Origin of the sequence: Carnobacterium maltaromaticum DSM 20342 (assembly GCF_000744945.1) — a bacterium.
GTDB classification, from domain to species: Bacteria; Bacillota; Bacilli; order Lactobacillales; family Carnobacteriaceae; genus Carnobacterium; species Carnobacterium maltaromaticum.
Genome location: NZ_JQMX01000001.1, coordinates 2304655 through 2327840, shown reverse-complemented (window position 1 = coordinate 2327840; position 23186 = coordinate 2304655). Strand labels below are relative to the sequence as shown.

Annotated in this window: 14 protein-coding genes and 1 pseudogene; 10 read left to right on the top strand and 5 right to left on the bottom strand. The window is 33.3% G+C overall.

Features of this window, described 5'->3' with window-relative positions:
* The first annotated feature begins 148 nt into the window (after window positions 1–148).
* Together BR77_RS10780 and rplI are read left to right on the top strand one after the other, a co-directional pair.
* Window positions 149–2152, top strand: a complete 2004-nt coding sequence (locus tag BR77_RS10780) for a DHH family phosphoesterase (protein ID WP_035064939.1) — start codon at window positions 149–151, stop codon at window positions 2150–2152.
* Window positions 2153–2608: a 50S ribosomal protein L9 gene (rplI, locus tag BR77_RS10775; protein WP_010052338.1), complete on the top strand. Its 456-nt coding sequence runs from the start codon at window positions 2153–2155 to the stop codon at window positions 2606–2608.
* Between the two features lie 128 nt (window positions 2609–2736).
* Here the strand turns inward: rplI and BR77_RS10770 are convergent, their stop codons facing one another.
* From BR77_RS10770 to BR77_RS10750, 5 genes and pseudogenes are all read right to left on the bottom strand, one after another.
* Window positions 2737–4128 (bottom strand): O-antigen ligase family protein, encoded by a 1392-nt coding sequence (locus BR77_RS10770; protein WP_035064936.1) that lies wholly within the window; start codon window positions 4126–4128, stop codon window positions 2737–2739.
* Window positions 4129–4170: 42 nt separating this feature from the next.
* Window positions 4171–5610 (bottom strand): oligosaccharide flippase family protein, encoded by a 1440-nt coding sequence (locus BR77_RS10765; RefSeq protein ID WP_010052361.1) that lies wholly within the window; start codon window positions 5608–5610, stop codon window positions 4171–4173.
* Window positions 5611–5671: 61 nt separating this feature from the next.
* A pseudogene (locus tag BR77_RS10760) lies at window positions 5672–6618 on the bottom strand (GDP-mannose 4,6-dehydratase).
* Between the two features lie 56 nt (window positions 6619–6674).
* The gene (locus tag BR77_RS10755; RefSeq protein ID WP_035064933.1) at window positions 6675–7766 is read right to left on the bottom strand and encodes a glycosyltransferase family 4 protein; all 1092 of its coding nucleotides are present in this window, start codon (window positions 7764–7766) and stop codon (window positions 6675–6677) included.
* Between the two features lie 28 nt (window positions 7767–7794).
* Window positions 7795–8514 carry a WecB/TagA/CpsF family glycosyltransferase gene (locus BR77_RS10750; RefSeq protein WP_035064930.1) on the bottom strand — a complete coding sequence of 240 codons (720 nt, stop codon included), beginning with the start codon at window positions 8512–8514 and terminating at the stop codon, window positions 7795–7797.
* A 445-nt stretch (window positions 8515–8959) separates the two neighbouring features.
* Here BR77_RS10750 and BR77_RS10745 point away from each other — a divergent pair, with 445 nt between their 5' ends.
* From BR77_RS10745 to BR77_RS10710, 8 genes are all read left to right on the top strand, one after another.
* Window positions 8960–10453 carry an AcpB/EbpR/MafR family transcriptional regulator gene (locus BR77_RS10745; protein WP_035064927.1) on the top strand — a complete coding sequence of 498 codons (1494 nt, stop codon included), beginning with the start codon at window positions 8960–8962 and terminating at the stop codon, window positions 10451–10453.
* Between the two features lie 363 nt (window positions 10454–10816).
* Window positions 10817–11326 (top strand): DUF5067 domain-containing protein, encoded by a 510-nt coding sequence (locus tag BR77_RS10740; protein ID WP_051926710.1) that lies wholly within the window; start codon window positions 10817–10819, stop codon window positions 11324–11326.
* 43 nt (window positions 11327–11369) lie between these two features.
* Window positions 11370–13322, top strand: coding sequence for a DUF5011 domain-containing protein (locus BR77_RS10735; RefSeq protein ID WP_035064921.1), 1953 nt, complete (start codon window positions 11370–11372; stop codon window positions 13320–13322).
* 47 nt (window positions 13323–13369) lie between these two features.
* Window positions 13370–15241 carry an immunoglobulin-like domain-containing protein gene (locus BR77_RS10730; protein ID WP_035064918.1) on the top strand — a complete coding sequence of 624 codons (1872 nt, stop codon included), beginning with the start codon at window positions 13370–13372 and terminating at the stop codon, window positions 15239–15241.
* 81 nt (window positions 15242–15322) lie between these two features.
* Window positions 15323–19603: a MucBP domain-containing protein gene (locus BR77_RS10725; RefSeq protein WP_035064915.1), complete on the top strand. Its 4281-nt coding sequence runs from the start codon at window positions 15323–15325 to the stop codon at window positions 19601–19603.
* A 183-nt stretch (window positions 19604–19786) separates the two neighbouring features.
* Complete coding sequence (locus tag BR77_RS10720; protein WP_010052377.1) at window positions 19787–20029, top strand: hypothetical protein; 243 nt, start codon at window positions 19787–19789, stop codon at window positions 20027–20029.
* A 204-nt stretch (window positions 20030–20233) separates the two neighbouring features.
* Window positions 20234–21622 carry a replicative DNA helicase gene (gene dnaB / locus BR77_RS10715; RefSeq protein WP_010052379.1) on the top strand — a complete coding sequence of 463 codons (1389 nt, stop codon included), beginning with the start codon at window positions 20234–20236 and terminating at the stop codon, window positions 21620–21622.
* Between the two features lie 238 nt (window positions 21623–21860).
* Complete coding sequence (locus BR77_RS10710; protein WP_010052381.1) at window positions 21861–23153, top strand: adenylosuccinate synthase; 1293 nt, start codon at window positions 21861–21863, stop codon at window positions 23151–23153.
* The last annotated feature ends 33 nt before the right edge of the window (window positions 23154–23186 follow it).

The following is a 23186-nucleotide window of genomic DNA, read 5'->3' as shown; positions in this document are numbered from 1 at the left end:
GTTCAAGTAGAAATATAGATTATCAGATTGTTTCACGTGAAACAAGCAATGAACCCTTGCTAGAATTAAAGTTTGTAGTATGGTAAAATATAGTATATATTCAATTTAATTTAGTAGTGATAGTTGTGTTGAAGAGAAGGAGTCTGATATGGAAAAAAATCTGCCTCACGAAAAGCTTCCAGTTTTTTTGAGAGATAAAAAGCTGAAAATAGCTTCATTAGTTTTAGGGATAATTTTATTCTCAGTAATAGTAGTAGCTTTCTTTGCTAATTTTTGGATTGGTGTAACTTTGTTTTTCCTATTTATTGTAATATCATTATTGGTATTATATGCTCTGAAAAAAATCACAGTTGAAACAAACAAATATATTGCAGACTTATCTTATCGTATAAAAAGAGGAGAACAAGAAGCTTTAATAAAAATGCCAATTGGAATCCTTTTATATAATGAAGAATATGAGTTGCAATGGGCAAATCCATACTTACAATTATACTTTGGAAAACAGGAAGTATTAGGTAGAAAGATTGCCGATATTGATAAAGAGTTAGCTGGAATTATTAAAAAAAATCAAGAATCTGGACTAACAAATATAAAATGGGGCAACAAGGATTTTCAAATGATTGTTCAAGATGATATAAAAGTTGTTTACTTAATGGATATTACCCAATATGCAAAAATTAAAGAACAGTATATTGAAGAGCAAATAGTTATTGGTAATATTTTTATTGATAACTATGATGAAATTGTTCAATCAATGAATGATCGAAGTGTTTCAAATTTAAATAATTTTGTCACAACTCAATTAACCAATTGGGCGAGAGAGCACCATATTTATTTAAAAAGAGTTTCTGATGATCGATTTATTGTCCTTATGTATATGAAGTCATTAGATAAAATTGAATCAGAAAAATTTAGTATTATTGATCGAATTCGAGAACGAACATCTAAACAAAATTTCCCATTAACTTTAAGTATTGGTTTAGCATATGGAGATAAGGATTTGAGTGATCTCGCAAAACTTGCTCAAAGTAATCTTGATTTGGCATTGGGTCGAGGTGGGGATCAAGTTGTTGTGAAATCCGCAGATGAAGAAGCTCGTTTTTATGGTGGGAAAACAAATCCAATGGAGAAACGAACACGTGTTCGTTCTAGGATGATTAGTCAAGCATTACAAGAAATTATGAAACAAACAGATTTAATTTTTGTTATGGGTCATAAATATCCAGATATGGATGCTATTGGGGCTTGTTTAGGCATTAGACGTATCGCTGAAATGAACAATAAGGAAGCCTACATCGTTGTTAATCCAGAAGAATTTAGTAATGATATTGCACGTCTGATGCAAGAAGTTGAAAAAGACCCTAATATTAGCCGTTATATTATTACACCAGAAAAAGCTCAGGAAATTATTTCACCAGCATCGTTAGTTATTATGGTGGATCATCATCGACCAACGATTACGATTGCTCCTGATTTGTTGAAAGTAACCAATCAAGTTGTTGTAATTGATCATCATCGTAGGGGCGAAGATTTCCCTGAGAACCCTGTTTTAGTTTATATTGAACCTTATGCTTCATCTACTGCAGAATTGATTACAGAGCTTTTTGAGTATCAATCTAATGAAGCGACTCCAATTAATAAAATAGAAGCAACAGCTATGCTAGCCGGAATGATAGTTGATACACGAAGTTTCTCACTACGAACAGGTTCTCGAACCTTTGACGCAGCTAGTTATTTAAGATCTTGTGGAGCAGATGCTGTTATGATTCAGCGTTTATTAAAAGAAAACGTTGATGTATATCTTCTAAGAAGTCATTTAATAGAGTCTATCGAATTTTTAAGTGAAAATATGGCTGTAGCGACTGGCGAAGAAGATAGAGTATATGATACAGTAGTAGCAGCACAAGCTGCTGATACAATGCTTTCAATGGCTGATGTAGATGCATCATTTGTTATCACAAAGCGCTCCGATGGACGAATAGGGATTAGCGCCCGTAGTCTTGGCGAAATCAATGTTCAAATCATTATGGAGAGGTTAGGTGGCGGTGGTCATTTATCAAATGCAGCAACTCAAATAGAAGGCTGCACTGTTGCTGAAGCTAAGGAGCAACTTAGAAAAGTCATCCAAGGACAAATAAAGGAGGAAGTATAAATGAAAGTTATTTTTTTACAAGATGTAAAAGGTAAAGGTAAAAAAGGTGAATCTAAAAATGTAGCAGATGGGTACGCGCAAAACTACCTAATTAAAAATGGTTTAGCTAAAGAAGCAACATCTTCTAGCTTAAGCGAATTGCAAGGTCAGAAAAAAGCGCAAGAGAAGCATGATGCAGAAATTCTAAAAGAAGCGAATGATTTAAAAGCCTTTTTAGAAGATGAAAAAACGGTTATTACAATGCCTGCTAAAGCAGGAGAGGATAGTCGTTTATTCGGTTCTATTACAAGTAAGCAGATTGCAGATGCTGTTAAAAAGCAATTTGATGTGAAATTAGATAAGCGAAAAATTGATTTAACTACTCCTATTCGTAACTTGGGAGCTGCTAAAATTGATGTTAAGATTCACCCAGAAGTAGTAGCAACATTAACTATTAATGTAATCAAAGAAGACTAATAGAAAAAGAGGCTGGGATAAAACGCTTCTCTAATAAATTAAAAATAGAGTTCAACTAGTTTTTTCTAGTTGGACTCTATTTTATATAAAATGATTTTTTAAATTTCCTAAACCTAAATTGAATCAGATCAATCTAAATTAAGTTCAACAATTAGATAAGCTAAAATAGAAACAAAATAGATACTGACTGCTGGCGCTGTTAAGATGTGACCAGCTATATAGGCAATGCCTAATGCTATAGCCAAACTAGCTAAGATGAGTATATATTTTAATTGCAGAATCATTTTTTTATTAGCCCACATTACTTTTATTAAGTTGAAACCATAATAAAGTAGAGGTAACAGAAGGACAAAAGCCCCAATAAAGCCAAATTGATAAAAAATATCATAAAAATCCATTTCAATTGTTTTAGGCTGATCTTTATAATTCCCACCATAACCCATTCCAAAAGCTTTTTGTGATAAATTAGCTTCTTTAAAGAATGTTTTATATTGAGCTAGATAAACGGTTCGACCGCTGTAGATTAATTCATTTAGTTCGGTGTCTTTATCAGCAGGAATATCGGGTGATGAGGGGACTTCTGCCTCAACAGCTGCTTCTTGTGTATTTTCAGAGCTAGAATCAACCTCAGTAATTGTTTTTTGCTCAGCTAAATAGTCGAGATGAATGGTAGTATTTGTGCTAACTGAAATCATTGGAGTAATAATAAGCACACCTATGAATAGAGCTAAAGTGATACTTGCGTTAAGAATATACATCTTTAAATTGTACTGCTTATTGAAATAAATTTCGATAAAGATGGTTAGAAAAGCAATCGGCAAGGTTAGAATTATTGCGCCATACCCTACTTTAGTTCCAATAATTAATAAAGAATAGACAGTTAAGAGCGTCGGTATCCAAAAATAAAGTTTTTTTAGTTGGCTACTTTTTTTTAGTGTATACCAAAGAACAACCGGAAATGCGATAGCTAATAAGGATCCTAGTTCATTTCCAGCGTAAAACCAGCCACTTTGCCCAGCTTTCATATACATATAAGAAGATACACTGGTAGAGGTTAACTTAGCGATTATCATTACTAAGTTAACTAAAATAGTCGCATAAATAATTACTTTAGGAAAATAGTTGTTTAATTTATTAGCTAGCTGGAGCTCCTTAAAAGCCGTAATGTAGGCTAGTAGCATAATGACATAATAAGAAATTTTGGCAACTGATTTTACTTCTTCTGAAAGAATATAAAGATCCTTAAACAGATAGGTAGTGAGTAAGTTAAGACTTAAAATAACACCTAAGGAAAGTAAATAAATTAAAAATAATCGGTTTTTCTCATTTTTTTTCATCAAAATTAAATAGATGACACTAGTTAAGGCAACTAAAAAGCGAATTAAAATCCCCGGAGTAATGGATGATTTTAAAACTAGAAGGCTAAAGGTAGTCAATAAATCTAATAGAGGTTGAAAAAGAATAAAGAGTGTTAAAAATAAAGAATAACGACTTGTTTTTTGAGTAGCTATATCTAGCATGTTGTTCCTCCAATTATATAAAATAGTAGTAGTGAATAAACTTCAACGGAAAGACATTTTCAGTTTAGTAATCGCTAGATTGATTATTTTTTGAACGTTTTTGTTAGATAATATAGTTAGAAAAATAAAAATAAATTCAACAATAACGATAGCGAATAAATAATTCATTTGTGTTAAAAATGCGATAAAGAAAAAACTGGTTAGAATGCCACTTAATAAAATTAAAGCTATGTTTTTGAATAAAAAAGACAATCCATTCGTAATGAATAATGCACAGCCTATAATCATAATAACCTCTGCAAACACTGGGGCTAATGCGCCACCAACAATTCCGAAGCGTTGTCCTAAAACGATATAGCCTATGATTGAAATAGCGAGCCCAATCAGCATAATTAACGTACGTTGCCATTGTAGTCCATAAGTAGTTAAAAAATCAGCTAAAGGGTACTTTATTGCTTGGATGAAAACTAAAAAAGATAAAATTAAAAGTACATTTACAGAAGGCAAGTATTTTTGACCTAATAAAGTTAAAATCCAATACTCAGGATTTAAAATAAAAGGCAAGGCTAATCCTACCCCTAAAATAGTCATTAATTGAAGCTCTAAGCTGCTTGTTTTTCGATGCTCACTGCTATTTTTATCGTTACCTAAGGAAAATAATTTTGGATAGAAAGCTGTCGCAATTAATGCTGGAAACTGATAAAGCATGGCTGGTATTTTAAAAGCTGCAGAATAGTAAGCAACATCTGTTACAGATAAAACTTTAGCTAAAATAATTGGTCCTAGCTGTGGCGTCAAGATAATAATCGCACTGTTCGTTGTAAAGGATAGTAACTGGTAAAGTATTTTTCGATCAAATTCTTTTTTAAAAGAGATTGCTCGGACTGAGATAGCCAGTCCATAAATTCCAGCAAGAACACTGGATAACCCATAAACTAAACAAATAGTTCCAATTGAAAGCTGAAATAAAATACCTAAAAAAAGAGCAAGAGAATTTCCGACGCCAAGAATAATATTGATGTAAGAAACATAGTTCATTTTTTCAATGATCTGAAAAAAAGTTCCACCGACCCCTTGTAATAATGACCCCACCAATGAGGGAATGACTAGGAGCAAGATAGCTTGTTGCATTTGTAAATCATTTCGATAGACAAAATAAATGAAAATGGTTGAAAATAAGGAAACTAAAAAGAATAAAATGACTCTTACGGTCACATAAGAGTACATTATTTTCCCAATATCAGAATTTTTCTTAGTTCCTTCCCGTATCGCGGTATGACTGATCCCAGAATCAGTTAGAAAGGTTAATATCGCTGAAAAAGATAGAGCAATTGATAATACACCATAATCTTTTACATCAGTATAATTTGCGTATAAGATAGTGGCGATGGCCCCGATGAATTTAGTGACAATGGTTCCAAAAAATAAGTGTAGAATATTTATGAAAACATGGTTCGTAGATTTAGCATTGATTGTTTTCAAAAAAAAATCCTTTCTTGAATACCGTGATTAGGTAGTATTTTAAAAATCCAGACACGACTTATTATTTCTGGAAAGTAGCTTGCCAGTATTCGTTTAACCCGGTTTTTAAATCAATAGTTTGTTTAAATCCTAAAGATTTAAGTTTAGTTATTGAGGCATAGGAATCCTGAATATCTCCTCCCGTTTTGTTTTAAATGTTAAATTAAGGGACAGTCCTGTCAAACTAGTATAGGTTTTAATGAGTCTATTTAAAGAAATTTGCTCTCCAGATCCAATATTATAAACTTCACCAAGACTCTTTTCGGATTTACTGACTAGAATGAGTGATTGAACAACATCTTTTACATAAATAAAATCTCTAGTTTGTTGCCCAGTTCCATAAACAGTGAAGGTCTCTTTTTTTTCTTTATTATTTTTAAGTTTATTTGTAATGATTGAAATAACCCCTGAATAGGTAGAAGTCGGGTTTTGTCTGGGACCATAGACATTAAAAAAACGAACAGCAGAAGTCGGGACATTGTATAAAGAAAAGTAACTTAGCACAAATCTTTCGGCAGCATATTTATCTATCGCATAAGGCGTTTTAGGCAAAACAGAAGAACTTTCTTTTTTTGGAAGTTCTTCTAAATCGCCATAGACAGCAGCAGATGAAGCAAAGACTAGCCTTTTTAAAGTAGGTTGTTCTTTTTTTATTAAGTCTAACAAAGTAAGGGTTGCTTCAAAATTAACTTGATGCGTTTTAATGGGTTCCATGACGGAATCCTGTACATTCGCAATTGCAGCTAAGTGAAAAATGTAGTCAAATTTATGAGAACAAAGTAATTTTGATAGTAAGGCTTTGTCACAAATATCTCCGTAGATAAATGTTAAATTTTTATGGTTAGGTAAATTGGCCATTACACCCATAGATAAATTATCAATAACCCATATCTGATGAGTTTCAATTAACTGATCTACTAAATGAGAGCCAATAAAACCAGCACCACCAGTGATTAATATTTTATTCATAAAATACCTTATATAGCAATTGATAAAAAAGAATGCTATATATTCCTTTTCTAAAATTATTTTTTAGTCTGTAGTAACTGACAATAAATGGCTTTGATATCTTTGGCTAATTTTGGCATAGAAAAATTAGTCTTAGCATACTTGTGAAATAACTCTCCTTTATGAGCTAGCCGATTCTCTTTCCAAGCGATATAAGCTTCTGTCAACGCGATTTTGAGGGAATCCTTATTGTTATCAATAACCCAACCAAAATCAGAATGCGGAATGATTTGTTTTGTCGCTCCTACATTAGTAGCAATTGCTGGGCATTTAAACTTAGCAGCTTCTAATAAAACAGTAGGAAAACCTTCACTATAAGAAGTTAATAAGCATACATCTGCTAATTGATAAAGAGTGTCAACATCTTCTTGGTGACCTAAAAATTCGATTGAATCAGTCAAATTAAGGTCTTGTGAAATGGATTTTAAGTTGTCTTCTAACGGGCCATCTCCGGCAATCAGAAGCGTTACATTATTTAATTCGAGTTCAGAAAGAGCTTGTAACAATAAAGCATGATTTTTGACGGGTTGAAGTCGCGCTACAATAAGCAAAATAAAATTTGAATTAAGCTGCTTAGGTAATGGTGTTAGTTCATTTTTATCAGAATAGTCAATCGCATTATAAATAGTTATTATTTTATTTTCGGGTACGTTCATTTGAGTAAGTTGAGTTTTAAAAGACTCAGTAATTAATAAAAAGCAATCAATCTTGGAATAGCTCCAGATGTTTAACTTTTTAAAAATGGCTCCTTTAATGCCTCTATTTTCAAAATCTAGTAACGGGTCACTATGAATTGTCGTAGTCCAAATAAGATGAGACTTTTTCTTTGTTAAGCCAATAAAAAAATTAGCTCGAGGACCATGTGTGTGAATCACATCATAGTTCTTTTTATTTATATGTTTTTCAATTGATTTTATGGTGAAGAGTAAGTTGGATTTATTTTCAATTACGTATACGTTGATATTGTATTTACGAGCATGCTCAGCAACAGGTCCCTCCTCAAAGACAAGTAAATCAACTTCTTCAGGATTAAATTGAGAAAGTAGACTAACAATATGAGATTTGCCACCGCCCGTTTCATTACCAGCGTTGACGTGTAAAATTTTCAAATAAATTCTCCTTTGTAATCAAATTTTTCTAATCTTTGAAAATATGGTAAACAAATTTTGGTAAGGCTATCATTCGCTTCAAACGCGTTGGTTGCTTTATTAATCGGTACAACCATTCAAGATGTAAATTCTGCCAAAATAGTGGAGCTCTTTTAACCGTTCCAGCAAGAACATCAAAGCTACCTCCAACTCCGATAAATATACCCCCACCAATAACTTTTTGTGCTGAGGCAATCCATTGCTCCTGTCTTGGAAATCCTAAAGCAACGAATATAAAATCAGGTTGTGTCTTTTTAATGTTTTCGATAATAGTCGGATCAGATATTTCAAAATATCCGTGATGTGACCCAGCTATAGTTAAGTTTGGATAGGAGTTAGTTATATTTTTAAGTGCAAGATTTAACGTTTCTTCTTTTGCACCTAAGAAATAGATTGAATAATTTTTTTGACTAGCAACTTCTAGCAAACTGCAAAGTAAGTCATATCCAGTAATCCTTCCTGGCAAAGGAGTTCCTAAAAATTGAGCGGCTTTAACAATTCCAATTCCATCAGCAGTAATATAATCTGCACTATGTAACAACGAGTTAAAATTTGGGGAGGCTTTAGCATACATGACTATTTCTGGATTAGCAGTAACGACAAAAGTTGATTTATTTTCGAACAAATCTTTTTCTAACTGAAAGATAAAATTTGATTGGTTCGTGCATGTAAAAGGTATTCCTAATACATCAATCGTTTTAAAATTCATTTTTTCTCACCTCTTTTTTATACACAGGGTCTTTTTTTGAGTATAGATAACTTACAGAAGGATAATTAAATATATTAAAAATCTGATTTAGATAACCTTAAGCAAATTTAAATATAGAATTAGCCTAACATAAAAAAAAGAAGAGGTTGTTTCAAAAAATTCCGTTCATGTGGAAAAGCTCTTTTTTTGAAATGAGTGAGTAGAACACTGCTAAACGTACATTTAAAAAATTTAATATTTTAACATATGCTGTAATGTAAAAGCTAATTTAGTTTGGTCGAATGCGCGGAAAAGTCATAAAAACAAATGATTTATTCACAAATAATTCACGTTTAAAATAAGAGAATTTTTTTTTTTTAATTGCTATTTAAGTAAATTACACGTATCATTTATTAATGCCATTAATTTCCTCATAAATTAATTTTTATTCGAAAGGAGTGCATATATGCAATCAATTTTAAATTCAATTGACTCTAGACAGATTTCTTTTATTGAAGTCCTTTTTTTTCAAGACGATTGGATTACATTAGGAACAATCGCGGAAAAATTAGACTGCTCTGAAAAAATATTGCGGAGTAATATTAACATAATAAATAACATATACGCCCCGTTCCAAATTACAACTTCAGTGAAAAGGGGGATTCGAATTTTATATCCAGAAAATTATAATTTGGATTTTGTTTATTCAGTTACTTTGGGGAATAGCTACGAGTTTAATTTCTTAGAATTAGTTTTTTTTAATGAAAGCCTAAAAAAGGGAGAAATGGTCGAAAGTCTTTTTATTAGCCCATCTTCTTTAAATCGAATTGTTAAAAAATGTTCGGCATTTTTCTCTCAATTTGGAATTGAAATTCGAACATCGCCCTATCAAATGGTTGGAGATGAATTAAAAATTCAAAATTTTTATGTGCATTATTTTTTAGAAAAATATTTACTAGATAGCTCCCCATTCGAGGACAAAGAACTAGGATTAATAAATACCATTCTAGATTTTTTTCTTAAGTATTATCAAGATGATTCAGGATTTTCAAACAAAAAGAAACTTTTATTTAGCGCAATGACTGCTTTGACTCGTTTAAAAAATGGTCATGTTCGTAAAATTGGTAAGATTTCAAAGGAAAACGAAGAAATTATTCATGAAATTTTGAGTCATACAAATTTAGTTCAATCCTTTAGACAATTAATGGGTATTGAACTAACAAAAAACATGCTAATCCAACTGTTTTATGTCTTTTTCCATGATGATTACATTTTGTCCACGAACATATTTCCAGAAAAATTACATAATCCTAAAGTTGAAGAAGATTTTGCTATAATTGACCAATTTTTAGAGAGTTTATCAATAAAGTTAGGCATTGAATTACAAAATAAAGAGTTATTAGTGTTGAAAATATATAATGCTCGGAATTTTTTATTTGGTAAAAATTATATTTTGCATAATAAAAAAATTGGTTTTTCGCAGCATATTGAGCAAGAATATCCACTTTTTAGTAAGATATTAAAAAAAGAAATTAAAGCTGCTAGTTTTTCAACGATAGAAAAAGAGAATCCCTCTTTTTTTAATGAAGTTTTATATGAGTTGATTATTCATTGGACGAATTTAACAATGGAGTTAACAAAATCTGTAGTTCCAATTTCAATTGGAATTATTAGTGATCAGGGTACTGAACATGCTGAATTTATCCGGAAATTAATTGATTACCGTTTTGGTAAATATATTTCTGCTTCAATAATTGCCTCTGAAAATTTAAAATTTAATCAAAATAAATATGCCATGGTGATAGCCACAATGTCTTATTTTTATGGAGATTTTTTTGATATACCGGTTATTAGCATTAATTCAGTTCCGAATGAACATGATTGGAAAAATATTCAGAAAAAATTACAGGAACTATCTTGTTTTGAAGGAGAGATGGGTACAAAATATATCAAAATTTAAGTAGGTATTAAGTGGCTAAAAATAATTTTTTAAACTCAAAAAGGCTCGGCATTCAAGTTTTCATTTCTTGATTGCCAGGCTTTTTTTTGTTATTTATTTAAAAAGATTAGCTTAGCTACATAAAATAAAAACTGTAAGTTTTCCGATTGTTCGGAAAAAGTTGGAATTCTAATCAAGGGAACACTTTGATATTCTGAGTATGTTATTGTGTGGCATTGATTAAATAGCTTGGTTGGAATCTATTTTTACTTAGACTCTTTTTCATTCTTAATTATGTAACTGGAAAGTGGTGATTCAATTTAGTCTATAAGAACTAGGGGGAGGATTTCAATTATAAAAAAAAACTATGTTTTCTTTGTAATAATGGGTTTATTGTTCTTTTTAAGTGCGTGTGCGGTTAAAGAGGAGAGAAGCCAGGATAAAGAGTCAGAGGGAATAATAATTGATACACCGTACTTGCTTGAAGAAGGAAGTATTATAACTTCGGGAGAAAATGTAACTATAGGTGCTATCAATTATTCACTATCAAAAGTTTCGACGATTGCTGGTGTAAACAATACAAAATTGGCGGTTATTTATTTTAAAGTAACAAATAAAACCAAGCAAGAGATTATCCCAAATGAATTTTGGTTTAGGTATGTAAAGGTCACACAAAATAATGAAGATCCTTTGCCGATTGGTGCTCTTCCTTATAAGAATAGAGAGGACAATAATGGGCAGCTAATTAAGCAAGCAAATCAAGGATTAAAAAAAGATACGACTGTTGATGTAGCGGTAGCTTATATACTTGATGGAACCGCTGATTTGAATGTGATTTTTATGAATACTGAATACAAAGAGCTTGCCAAAAATTCATATTCAGTCAAAGAGTGATTAACAGGTTGACCTGTTAATATAAATTTTAGGAGGAAAAAAAATGAATAAAAAAATGAAATTTATTGGAATGAGTGCCGCTGTTTTACTAGCTATCTCGCCAGTTGTAACACCAATTTTAGGAGTAAGTTCGGCAGTTGTTTATGCAGATTCAAGTTATGACGTAATTTTAAGAAATGCTTTGAAAGCATCTGTTAGAGTAGATGGTTGGAACAACCGTGTAGACCCAGCCGATACGCCAGTGGTAGATAAGAATCTAAAACAGGGTTTAATGGAGCTAGTAAATAGTGGTGCAAAAAATACAATCTATACAGGTGAAGAGACTAATGTATTCTTCACAAAAATTTTTACAAAAGTAATAGCAAAAGAGAAAAAATTGAAAGAAATTTTAGGGGCAGCCGGTGAAAATTCAGAAGCCCAGTTCCTTGTAAATGGTAAGTCTGATGTAACGTTGGATGACTTATCAAGTTCTGTATTAACATTGACAGTTAAAGTATTTGGAACGGATGGGAAAACTGCAGAGGCAGATATTACACTAAACACAGATGCTCCTGAAATTGCACTTAAAGAAGGCATTTCTTTAACTAGATTCGTAGGTGAAGAAGATGGGTATATAGATTTTGTTAATCAGACAAGTGAGTTTATTGAACTAACAAATGCAGATGATTCTTGGTCAATTTTAGAGGGTTCTACAAATAAAAAAACTATGCCATCTAAAGAAGGAATAAAAGGAGAAGGATTTATTGATGATGAGGGTGTCTATCTTAAAGCTGGTTCATACACTCAATTAGTTACAGTAACATTAATGAATAGTGAGACTGAATTGCGTGAAAAAAGAACGATTTCTGTCACAGTTAATGTTATCCCAGATCATTATGATGAATCAGAGTTTGAATTTCAAGAACTGAATGGAAATAGCTCGTTTAAATCAGGGTCAACTATTTTGAATGCAAAACTTGGGAGCATGGATATTAGTGCAGATGGAAAACGTTTATCTGAGATGCTAATCCAAAATAATCCTGATTATTTTAATTTTGATTCAAAGTTAATAAATCGAGCTCAGTTAGATGAGGATCTTAAAACTCGTTTTCTAGAACTATTCCGCATATGGGCAGAAGAGGGTGTTGTAGAGTTTGATACCAGACCACAAGATAAATTACGTTTAAGTGTAGATTCTTCAAATATTGATTTTTCAAAAGAAAACAGCATGGCACTAGTTCCATTTACCTACGTAACCGAATTTGGGAAAACTATGACAGTAACACTAGAATTATTGATTAAACAGCCCAATTATCCGATTATTGAGTTCAACACAAACCAAGATATGACAATCAATGTTGGAACACCTTTTAATTTATATGATTTTAAAGCGTATCAAGATAGTGCGGCTAATCTTTTAACAAACCGTGTTTCAATTAGTGGTAGTGTGAATACATCAAAAGTTGGTACGTATGAATTAACGTATTCTGTCGTTAATAAATATAATTTAAAAACAACCCTTATTCGTACGATTAATGTAGTGGATCCTAATGGTTCACCAAATAACAAACCAACTATTACAAGTTTAGAAACAGTTGGCTATGTTAAGTATGTAGCAGGGTATGGAATTCGAGTTTGGAGTACACCAGATGGCAACGGAAGCAATCAGTATTTACCTCATGGCACGGCTTGGAAAATTGATCAAAAAGCTACATTCAAGGATGGTTCGATTTGGTATCGTGTCGGTAAAGATCAATGGGTAGATGGCTCATATATTAAATTTACTCCAGTATCTTCACCAGGTATGAAAGAATTAAAAGGTGTTGGAACGATTAATTATGTTCAAGGCTACAGTGTCAATGTTTATCGCGGAGCAGAAGCATCTGGAGAAAATTGGACAGGAAATCAATTAAAACATGGAACTAAATGGCGTGTTTATGGTGAAAAGGATGGTTTTTATAATTTAGGCGGAGACCAATGGGTTTCAACTAAATATATTTCTTTCCAAAAAGATTAAAACATTTTTAGCTAACTATATATCCACAAAGGAGATTGTAAAATAAAATGAATAAATTAAAATATGTTACATTAAATGCAGTATTAATCTTGGGATTATTACCTGTAGCTTCAACGATTGCTGCGGTGGAGACTGTCCATGCAGATGAGTTAAGTGCAACAACACGCCAAAATAGCGGAATGGCTAGTTTACTGGACGATAAATTAAAGCGCGAAGCTTCAATTAGTATCGATGACTTAAATGGCCATGCAAGTGTTTTAGCTGATATTGTAAATCAAGAAAGTAACGAAGCGATTATCTCAGGTTATCCAGCTGGGCCTAAAAATGTAGCTTTAGCTGCACTATTTAAGGCGATTTTAAAAGTAGACGATTCTAGCTTTACTCTTCAATCATTAACTAATCAAATTAGTCGAGGTCAATTAGTAATTAATGGTAAAACAGCTATTACTGCAGAAGAAATTAAATCTTCTGAGCGTTTGATCATTGAATTCAAACTATTTAGTCTAGGTTCAACAGCTCCTTCAATTAGTCAACCTGTAACGCTAAATGTAAAACATTATTCTGCTATAAATCCTGATTTGGTTAAAAAGGTAACGGAAGTTTATAATGTCAGAGGAGATTTAAAAGTGAAAGATCCCGAGGGTCTAGAAATCACTGATTACACAATTAAAATTGCGGGAACGAATACAGAACTTATGTCTGATGCTAAACCAGGATATTTAATTGAGGCAGGTCTGATTGATGCCGGAACTGGAAAGTTTATTAACGAAGGAAGCTATGTTGAAAAATTTGATATTTATGTTGGTGACTTGCTAGTTAAAGCGAATGTTGAACGTACTTTAGAAATTAGTATTGGAGATGCCCAACCCTCTTTTGAAATTAGAGGCGGTAAGTATGATTCAGGTTCAACAATTACAAACACATCTCATTTTTTAACTCCTATAGAAGGGGATAGCGTTCATTCATTAGAAGCATCCATTAAACGTGTTGTACTTGATAACATAAAAGTATCTGATATGAATGTGAATGTATCAGCCACGAGTGATTATAATGCATTAACTGCTGAAAATTCAGTTATAGAAGCACCGGTAGTCTTTGATTTAAGTAAAACAGCAACCTATAAAGTAAAAGTAACCTATAAAAAAGCGGGTTCTAACATTACGTCTGTAATAACAGTTCCGGTTATAGTTAAAGCAGCAACGGCACCTGTAATTCGTTTTACACAAGGTCAAAATCTAACAATTCCAGTTGGAACCAGTTTTGATTTAGCTAAGAATATTAAAGTTTATGAAAATAAGGTTGCGACAGTAGAAGGACAGAATGTTGTTTGGAAAGTTGACGGAGCAATTGATACTGCAACGCCAGGCGTCTATCGCTTACGTTACATTGCGACCAATCCTAAAGGTCTTTCAACAGAGTTAACTCGTATTATTACAGTTGAAGGCAAAGCCACTGAAAAACCAACTATTGAAAAATTTGTAAGTGTTGGTTACGTGAATTATGTACCTGGCTATGGAATTCGTGTTTGGGGTGAACCACAAAGCAATGGATCAGATCGTGTCTTAGCACATGGAACAGCTTGGAAAATTGATCAAAAAGCGACGATGAAAGATGGTTCAGTTTGGTATCGAGTTGGAACAAATCAATGGGTCGATGCCCAATATGTTTCGTTAACACCAATTAATGAAGCGAATGAAGAAAATGTCAGTGGTGTTGCAACCATTAATTATGTAGAGGGATATAGTGTCAATGTGTATTCTTCACCAGCCAGTTCATCAGCGTCATGGACAGGTAAACAATTAAAGCATGGGACAAAATGGCTAACGTACAAACGTGCAACTGTAAACGGAAAAACTTTCTATAACCTAGGTGGAAGCCAATGGGTAGATAGTCAATATATTACGTTTTCAGCAAATTAATCAAGTTTTTTAATCTAACTAGTGGACAAAATTTATTTTGTTCACTAGTTAAAATTATATTTAAAGGGAGGAACTAAGCCAATGAATACAAAAAAAAGTAATATTTCAATGAACTTTTTGTTGATCGGTATTCTTTTTTATTTAGCTTTACTGGCACCAACAGCATCGGCTGCACCAATTGCAACGGAGGGAGTGATTGATGTTGGAGAAGATTTACAACTTTCCTATTATTTTGGAAAGAAGCCAGGAAATGTAGAGATTGAGCCGAATCGTGTGCAAGTAGCTAATGTGAATTTTTTAACTAAAGGGAGACGAGTGGAACACCTATATCAAAACGGAAGTAATAAAGGAACGATTTCGATAGGATTTAACGGGGCAAATAGTTATGTAGATCCGACTAATATTACTATCCGCTCAATTACTGGAGGTGGCATTAATTCAGCTATTACGGCAACTTATACTGCTAATTATGCTGGAAATCAGTTTGAAATCACTTCAACCTTAACGCCAAGAGGAAATAATATTATCGTTTCAGATACTATTAAAAATATTTCTGGTAAGGACTTAAAAAATGTCTGGATTGCTAGAAGCTATGACACGATGTTGGATGGCAATGATGCTGTACCTGTAAAATATTTAGGGTCAAATAATGGTCTTTATATTGCTCAGAATGATTCTAAATTGTCTTATAATTTTCATATGCCAATCGGACCAGAAGGTTGGGCGGCAGATCAATATAATAGACAAATTGTTCCAGCTGTCTTTAGTACCCCAACAAACCTTGGTCAAGCTTCTTTAAATAAACCAGCGGGTGATATTGCCTTTAGTAATGGAGATTCTGGAATATTTATGAAGTGGTCTCCTAAAGATTTTCCTAAAGATAGTTCTAGAGAAATCGGGTATATTGTAGGAGTGACACCAGAAAATGTTGATGCTCCTGAAGTAACTGTTGCGAGAGAAAGTTTTGAATATTTGGGTGGAGATTATGATTTAAGAGGGACTGTTTTATCAAAAGATCCTTCAGTTACAGATATGAAGATGTACTATCAAGTTGATCGCGAAAGTCCTAAAGAATTTAAAAATGTAGCGAATAGTCCTTTAGGTTCAGCTCTTAGTTGGAGTACGGTTATTCCTGAATCAGAATTGACTGGTGGATATCCAAAACAAATTAGTGTTTATGCGATTGATTCTAATGGTTATTATTCAGATGCTAAAACCGTCGATTTAACTGAGCCAAAAAGTCAGCCAGTGACTGTTAAGTATCTCAATCAAGAAGGAAAGTTATTAAAAGAGACTAAGATAACCGGGCGATACGGTGAATCTTACGAGGCGGAAGTTCTTGATTTTCCTAATTACACAGTAGAGAATCAACCAGAAAATAGCATAGGAACCATTTCTAATAAACCTCAAGAAGTTGTTATTAAATATGTCGGTCAGTATGTTGGTGAAACCAATGGAAAAGTGACTGCAAGATACGTAAATCAAAATGGGAAGGAGATTGCAGATGCGGTTACAGCATCTGGAAATGGCCTTTTTGGTAGCCCTTATACAACAGAACAAAAAGACATAGAGCATTATGAATTTGTTGGAATAGATGCTGAAGGAGCCACAAAAAATGGTTTTTATACAGATAGTATTCAAACAGTTACCTTTATCTATCAAGGCAAAAATCTTGGAGAAAAAGGTAAAATTACGGTAGAATATCAAAATCAAGAAGGTAAGCTATTAGGTGAAGATTTTATTATAGGAAGATATGGTGATTCCTATGATGTTTCTGAAAAATTATTAAAAGAATTTAGATATTACACAAGAGATCCTTTGCCAAACAACTCTAAAGGAACCATTACGGATCAGCCACAAAAGGTGATTATTACCTATACAGGTGAACCATTTGGAAATAGTAGCGGGAAAGTTACAGTTAAATATATAAATCAAAATGGGGATGAAATAGCCGATGCAATACAGGCTAATGGAAGTGGCCTTTTTGGTGGCTCATATACAACCGAGCAAAAAAAGATTCCTAATTATGAATTTAAGGAAGTTGATTCTAGTAACTCTGGTGCAACTGGATTTTATACAGAAAGCCCGCAAACTGTTATTTATAAATATCAAGGCAAGGAAGTTGGCGAAACTGGTAAAATTACTGTGGAGTACCGTAATCAAGAAGGCAAGTTACTAGATCAAGCTTTTATAACAGGAAGATATGGAGATATCTATGATGTTTCTCTCAATCATTTAAAAGAATTTGATTATTATACAAGAGATACTTTGCCAACAAATGCTAAAGGGACAATTAATAACCAGCCACAAACGGTTATTGTAACGTATACAGGCAAGCAAGTCGGTAATGCGCAAGGAAAAGTTAAAGCTAAATATATTAATCAAGAAGGCCTAGAAATTTCAACTGCGGAAGATGCGACAGGAAGTGGTCTTTTTGGTAGTCCATATACAACCGAACAAAAAGAGATTCCTAATTATGAATTTAAAGAAATTGATTCTAGTGGTGCGAAACAAACAGGCGTTTATAAAGAAGCACCCCAAATGGTTGTTTATAAATACAAAGGAAAATCTGTAGGTGAAAATGGCAAAATTACAATTGAGTATCGTAATCAAGTTGGGGCTTTGTTAGGAACAGAATTTATTATAGGAAGTTATGGAGATAAGTACGATATTGAGAGGGATAATGACGGAGCCTTAGTAAAAAACTTTGATCATTATACTATTAACAGATTACCTGAAAATAAAAAAGGTTTAGTTTCTAATGAACCACAATTAATTACCGTGACTTATACAGGTGAATTAGTTGGAGAGGATAAAGGGAAAGTTACTGCAACATATGTAAATCAAGCAGGAGAAGTACTTTCGGAAGCAACCAAAGCTAATGGTGATGGTCGATTTGGTAGTCCGTATACGACAGAACAAAAAGAGATTGCCAATTATGATTTTACTGGCGTAGGTCCCACTGGTGCACCACAAAATGGAACATATAGTATGAAACCACAAACCGTTATTTTTAAATATACGGGTCAAAAAGGTGGAAATATAATAGTCAAGTATGTGAATCAAAGTAACAAAGAGTTGAAAACAGAAGTGTTGAAAGGAAATGTTGGCAACGCCGCGACAATTAATCCGCCAACAACTGGACTATTTTCAAATTATAATTTAATGCCAAATCAAAATTTAGTGGCTACATTTAGTCCAGAAGAACAAGTTATTACAGTTAACTATGATGGGAAACCAGCGAAACCGCTAATTGTAAAACACCTTGGTACTGATGGGTATGTATTTTCTAGTGAGGTTATTGCAAATAAAAAATATGGGGATAGTTACCAATTAGAACCAAGTGAACAAGATGGTTACTCTTTTGATCGAGTTGTTGGTAACAAAAATGGTACCTATTCAAATGAAAATCAACAGGTTACATTTTACTATAAAAAAATTCCAGTACAAACAGGAACTATAACTGTTAAGTACCTTGAAGTAAACACAGGAAAAGTGCTAGCTCCTTCAATTAAGTTAACGGGGGTAGTTGGAGATGGTTATTCAACAACAGCAAAAGAAATTAAAGGGTATGTTACTCCAACTGATCAATCGGGTACGTTCCAAGAAGGTTTTAAAGATGTAATTTATGAGTATGCTAAAGAACCGATATTAGGAGCTAATATAACGGTGAAATATGTAGATAAATATGGTAAAGCCATTAAAGTTCTTGGGCAAAAAATTATTCCTGGAGGAATTATTGGTACTCAAGTACCTGTTGAGGTAGTAACACCTACTTTAGGGTATCGTATTATATCTTCAAAACCAGATCAAACTAGTTTGAAATATCAAGCTTATAAACAAGTGATAACTTGTACAGTTGCAATGGGACTCACAACGTCAGGCCGTGCTGAAGTTAGAAAAGCTGCTCCATCATCTTCAGGTGCAACGATTCGTTATGTAAATGATTCTGATCCTGAAAATGCATCTGAAATAACACCATCACTTTCAGTTTCTGGATTTGTTGGGGAAAATATCTGGCAACCAAATTATTTACCTGAATTCATAGAAGACTATGAGTTAGTTTCAGATATTGAAAGCTTTAATACAGAACTATTTGGTGACGAGAGTAAGATAATCAACGTAGTTTATCATTTTGCTCCTACGACAGACATGAAAAAAGAAGTTAAAATTAAAATTGTAGATGCATCTGGCGATCTACTTAAGACAGTAACGCAAGTAGTCACAGTAGGAGAGGCTTATACTATTGAGGTTCCTGTGATAGAAGGCTATAACTATCAAGAAGATACTAGTATAAACTTAACTGGAACTTGGGAAGATGGTATGCCAGAAGAATACACTTTAACGTATGATTTAATTTAGTAATGAGTCAATATAATTATTGGGGCTGGAATAGCTAGATTCCAGCCTCAACAATTATTTATAGATTAGCTTAATCTAGAAAAAATTATTCACTCTAAAAAATAGCACATAGCAATAAGCTAATTTAATTAGTTGTTAACGTTAAACGAAAGCTCTCACTAGTTTCAACGAGGAGGAGGAAAAATGAAAATTGAAGATAATTGGACAGATGTCGAGATAGTCAATGTAGAATTTTTAGGTTTTAATAATGAAGTCTATTCTAGAACAATGATTGTACCAAGCGGACATAGCGAAGATGAGATTAAAATAATGTTAGTGGAAGAGTTTCCGCCTGTTAAAAAATATCTCGCAATTGATTTTTCTGAGGAAGGTTTTTATTATAAAGGAAACTATTTTACAACGAGTTGTAGCTGTGTGGATGAATAAGGTTGATTTACATAGTAAGTGGAAGGAAATAAGTCTTGGTAAAAGAACTCTTAGAGGGAGTTCTTTTTTTGTAGATTTTAATCGACTCTCTAATAATTGAATGATTGTATAAAGGGAATATTTGCGGTAAAATAGTAGAACTGAAAGAAATTCAGACAAGACGTTCCAGCGGATGGAAATGAGCTTATGAAAGGAAGATAAAAATTGGCAAATGAAGCTTTTCAAGATCGATTACCCCCTCAAAGTATTGAGGCCGAGCAAGCCGTTTTAGGTGCTATTTTTCTTGATCCGGAAACGGTTGTAGGCGCATTAGAGTTCTTAGAGCCACAAGATTTTTATCGTCGTGGGCATCAATTAATTTTCCAAACTATGTTGGATTTAAACGACCGTAATGAAGCAATAGATATTGTAACAGTGATGAATAACTTAGAAAGCCAAAATCAATTAGAAGACGTGGGTGGTATGTCTTATTTGGCTGAATTGGCTGTAGCTGTTCCAACAGCTGCGAATATGGAACATTATGCTAAAATTATTGAAGGAAAATCTATTTTACGAAAATTAATTCATACTGCAACAGATATTGTGACACAAGGATTTGAAGAAGGAGAAGAGTTAAGCGCGATTTTAGATCAAGCTGAGCGTAGTATTCTTGAAGTCTCAGAAAGACGAAATAGCAACGGTTTTTTAGCGATTTCGGACGTGCTTAATAGTTCGATAGCAAAAATAGATCAGTTGTATCAAAATGATGAAGAGATAACGGGTTTGCCAACTGGTTATCAAGCATTAGACCAAATGACTGCGGGTTTGCAAAAAGAAGAATTAATTATTCTTGCCGCTCGTCCAGCGGTTGGTAAAACGGCATTTGCTTTGAATATTGCTCAGAATATTGGAACAAAAACAGATGAAACCGTAGCAATCTTCAGTCTGGAAATGGGTGCCGAATCATTGGTTAACCGGATGCTTTGTGCGGAAGGCAATATTGATGCGAGTCATTTACGAACTGGGAATTTGAACGAAGAAGAATGGCAAAATCTAATTGTGGCAATGGGGAGCTTATCTAAAGCTAGTATCTATATTGATGATACAGCTGGGATTCGAATTGCTGAAATTCGAGCAAAATGTCGACGTTTAGCGCAAGAAAAAGGCGGAATTGGCCTAATTTTAATTGATTATTTACAATTAATTGAAGGTAGCGGAAAAGAAAGTCGTCAACAAGAAGTATCAGAAATATCGCGCCAATTAAAGAAATTAGCTAAGGAATTAAAAGTACCTGTGATTGCACTGTCTCAGTTATCACGGGGTGTTGAGCAACGCCAAGATAAACGTCCTGTAATGAGTGATATTCGTGAATCAGGTTCGATTGAGCAAGATGCGGATATAGTTGCTTTTCTTTATCGTGATGATTATTATGATCGTGGAGAAGACGGGGATGATGATGACCGCGATAGTGACCGTGATGAAGCTGGGGAAGATAACATTATAGAAGTTATTATCGAAAAAAACCGGAGTGGTGCTCGTGGGACAGTTAAATTGTTATTTGTGAAAGAATACAATAAATTTACTTCGATTTCGTACCGACCAGAACCGATGTAAAAGGATATCAAAAGCTTTTCTTCTGAAATTAAGAAGAAAGGCTTTTTTTGAGAAACAGATTTCAATGTTCGTGTTTTTACCTTTAAAAAAATGATAAATAAAATAATGTTCGTGAATTTATGAAAAAATTATGATAAAAAAAAGAAATATTCGTTTTTAAGTTGAAACCCATTAGATAAACTGCTAAAATTAGATGGTATTTGTTATTGATACTAAAAAAAATTAATGAGGTGTTCATATGTCTTCAGTAGTAGTTGTGGGTACACAATGGGGCGATGAAGGAAAAGGCAAGATTACAGATTTTTTAAGTGAAAACGCAGAAGTGATTGCGCGTTATCAAGGTGGCGACAATGCCGGTCACACAATCAAATTTGATGGCGTAACGTACAAATTGCATTTAATTCCATCTGGTATTTTCTATAAAGAAAAAATCAGTGTTATCGGAAATGGTGTAGTTGTAAATCCAAAATCATTAATTACTGAATTGGCTTATTTGAAAGATAAAGAAATCAATACGGATAATTTACGAATTTCTGATCGTGCACATGTGATTTTACCATATCATATTAAATTAGATCAATTACAAGAGGATTCCAAAGGTGATCAAAAAATTGGAACAACTATTAAAGGGATTGGTCCAGCTTATATGGACAAAGCCGCTCGTGTAGGAATTCGAATCGCTGATCTATTAGATAAAGAAATTTTCGAAGAACGTTTACGCATTAACTTAGAAGAAAAAAATCGCCAATTTGTTAAAATGTTTGATTCTACAGAACTTAAATTTGACGATATTTTCGAAGAATATTATCAATATGGCCAAGAATTAAAACAATATGTCTGCGATACTTCAGTTATCTTAAATGATGCATTAGATGCTGGTAAACGTGTTTTATTTGAAGGCGCTCAAGGCGTGATGTTAGATATCGATCAAGGTACGTATCCATTTGTAACGTCATCAAACCCTGTCGCTGGTGGAGTGACTATCGGTAGTGGTGTTGGCCCATCTAAAATCGATAAAGTTGTTGGTGTGTGTAAGGCTTATACTAGTCGTGTTGGAGATGGTCCTTTCCCAACTGAATTATTTGATGAAGTTGGAAATCAAATTCGCGAAGTTGGTAAAGAATACGGTACAACAACAGGTCGCCCACGTCGTGTTGGTTGGTTTGATACTGTAGTTATGCGCCATGCAAAACGTGTATCTGGAATTACAAACTTATCTCTAAACTCAATTGATGTCCTAAGCGGTTTAGAAACTGTTAAAATTTGTACATCTTATGAGCGAAATGGTGAGAAAATTTTCCATTATCCAGCAAGCTTGAAAGAATTGGCAGAATGTACACCAATTTACGAAGAATTGCCAGGTTGGAGTGAAGATATCACTGGTTGCCGTACGTTAGAAGACTTGCCGCAAAATGCTCGTAACTATGTGCACCGTGTTTCTGAACTAGTTGGCGTTCGTATCTCAACATTCTCTGTTGGTCCTGATCGTAATCAAACCAACGTTTTAGAAAGTGTTTGGGCACAAATTTAACTTAAAAAAGTATGACTAAATTTTTACATTTAG

Bases quoted from the DNA above. Each gene is read 5' to 3' on its own strand.
- BR77_RS10780 (WP_035064939.1), top strand. From the start codon at position 149: ATGGAAAAAAATCTGCCTCACGAAAAGCTTCCAGTTTTTTTGAGAGAT.
- rplI (WP_010052338.1), top strand. From the start codon at position 2,153: ATGAAAGTTATTTTTTTACAAGATGTAAAAGGTAAAGGTAAAAAAGGT.
- BR77_RS10770 (WP_035064936.1), bottom strand. From the start codon at position 4,128: ATGCTAGATATAGCTACTCAAAAAACAAGTCGTTATTCTTTATTTTTA.
- BR77_RS10750 (WP_035064930.1), bottom strand. From the start codon at position 8,514: ATGAATTTTAAAACGATTGATGTATTAGGAATACCTTTTACATGCACG.
- BR77_RS10745 (WP_035064927.1), top strand. From the start codon at position 8,960: ATGCAATCAATTTTAAATTCAATTGACTCTAGACAGATTTCTTTTATT.
- BR77_RS10740 (WP_051926710.1), top strand. From the start codon at position 10,817: ATGGGTTTATTGTTCTTTTTAAGTGCGTGTGCGGTTAAAGAGGAGAGA.
- BR77_RS10735 (WP_035064921.1), top strand. From the start codon at position 11,370: ATGAATAAAAAAATGAAATTTATTGGAATGAGTGCCGCTGTTTTACTA.
- BR77_RS10730 (WP_035064918.1), top strand. From the start codon at position 13,370: ATGAATAAATTAAAATATGTTACATTAAATGCAGTATTAATCTTGGGA.
- BR77_RS10725 (WP_035064915.1), top strand. From the start codon at position 15,323: ATGAATACAAAAAAAAGTAATATTTCAATGAACTTTTTGTTGATCGGT.
- BR77_RS10720 (WP_010052377.1), top strand. From the start codon at position 19,787: ATGAAAATTGAAGATAATTGGACAGATGTCGAGATAGTCAATGTAGAA.
- BR77_RS10710 (WP_010052381.1), top strand. From the start codon at position 21,861: ATGTCTTCAGTAGTAGTTGTGGGTACACAATGGGGCGATGAAGGAAAA.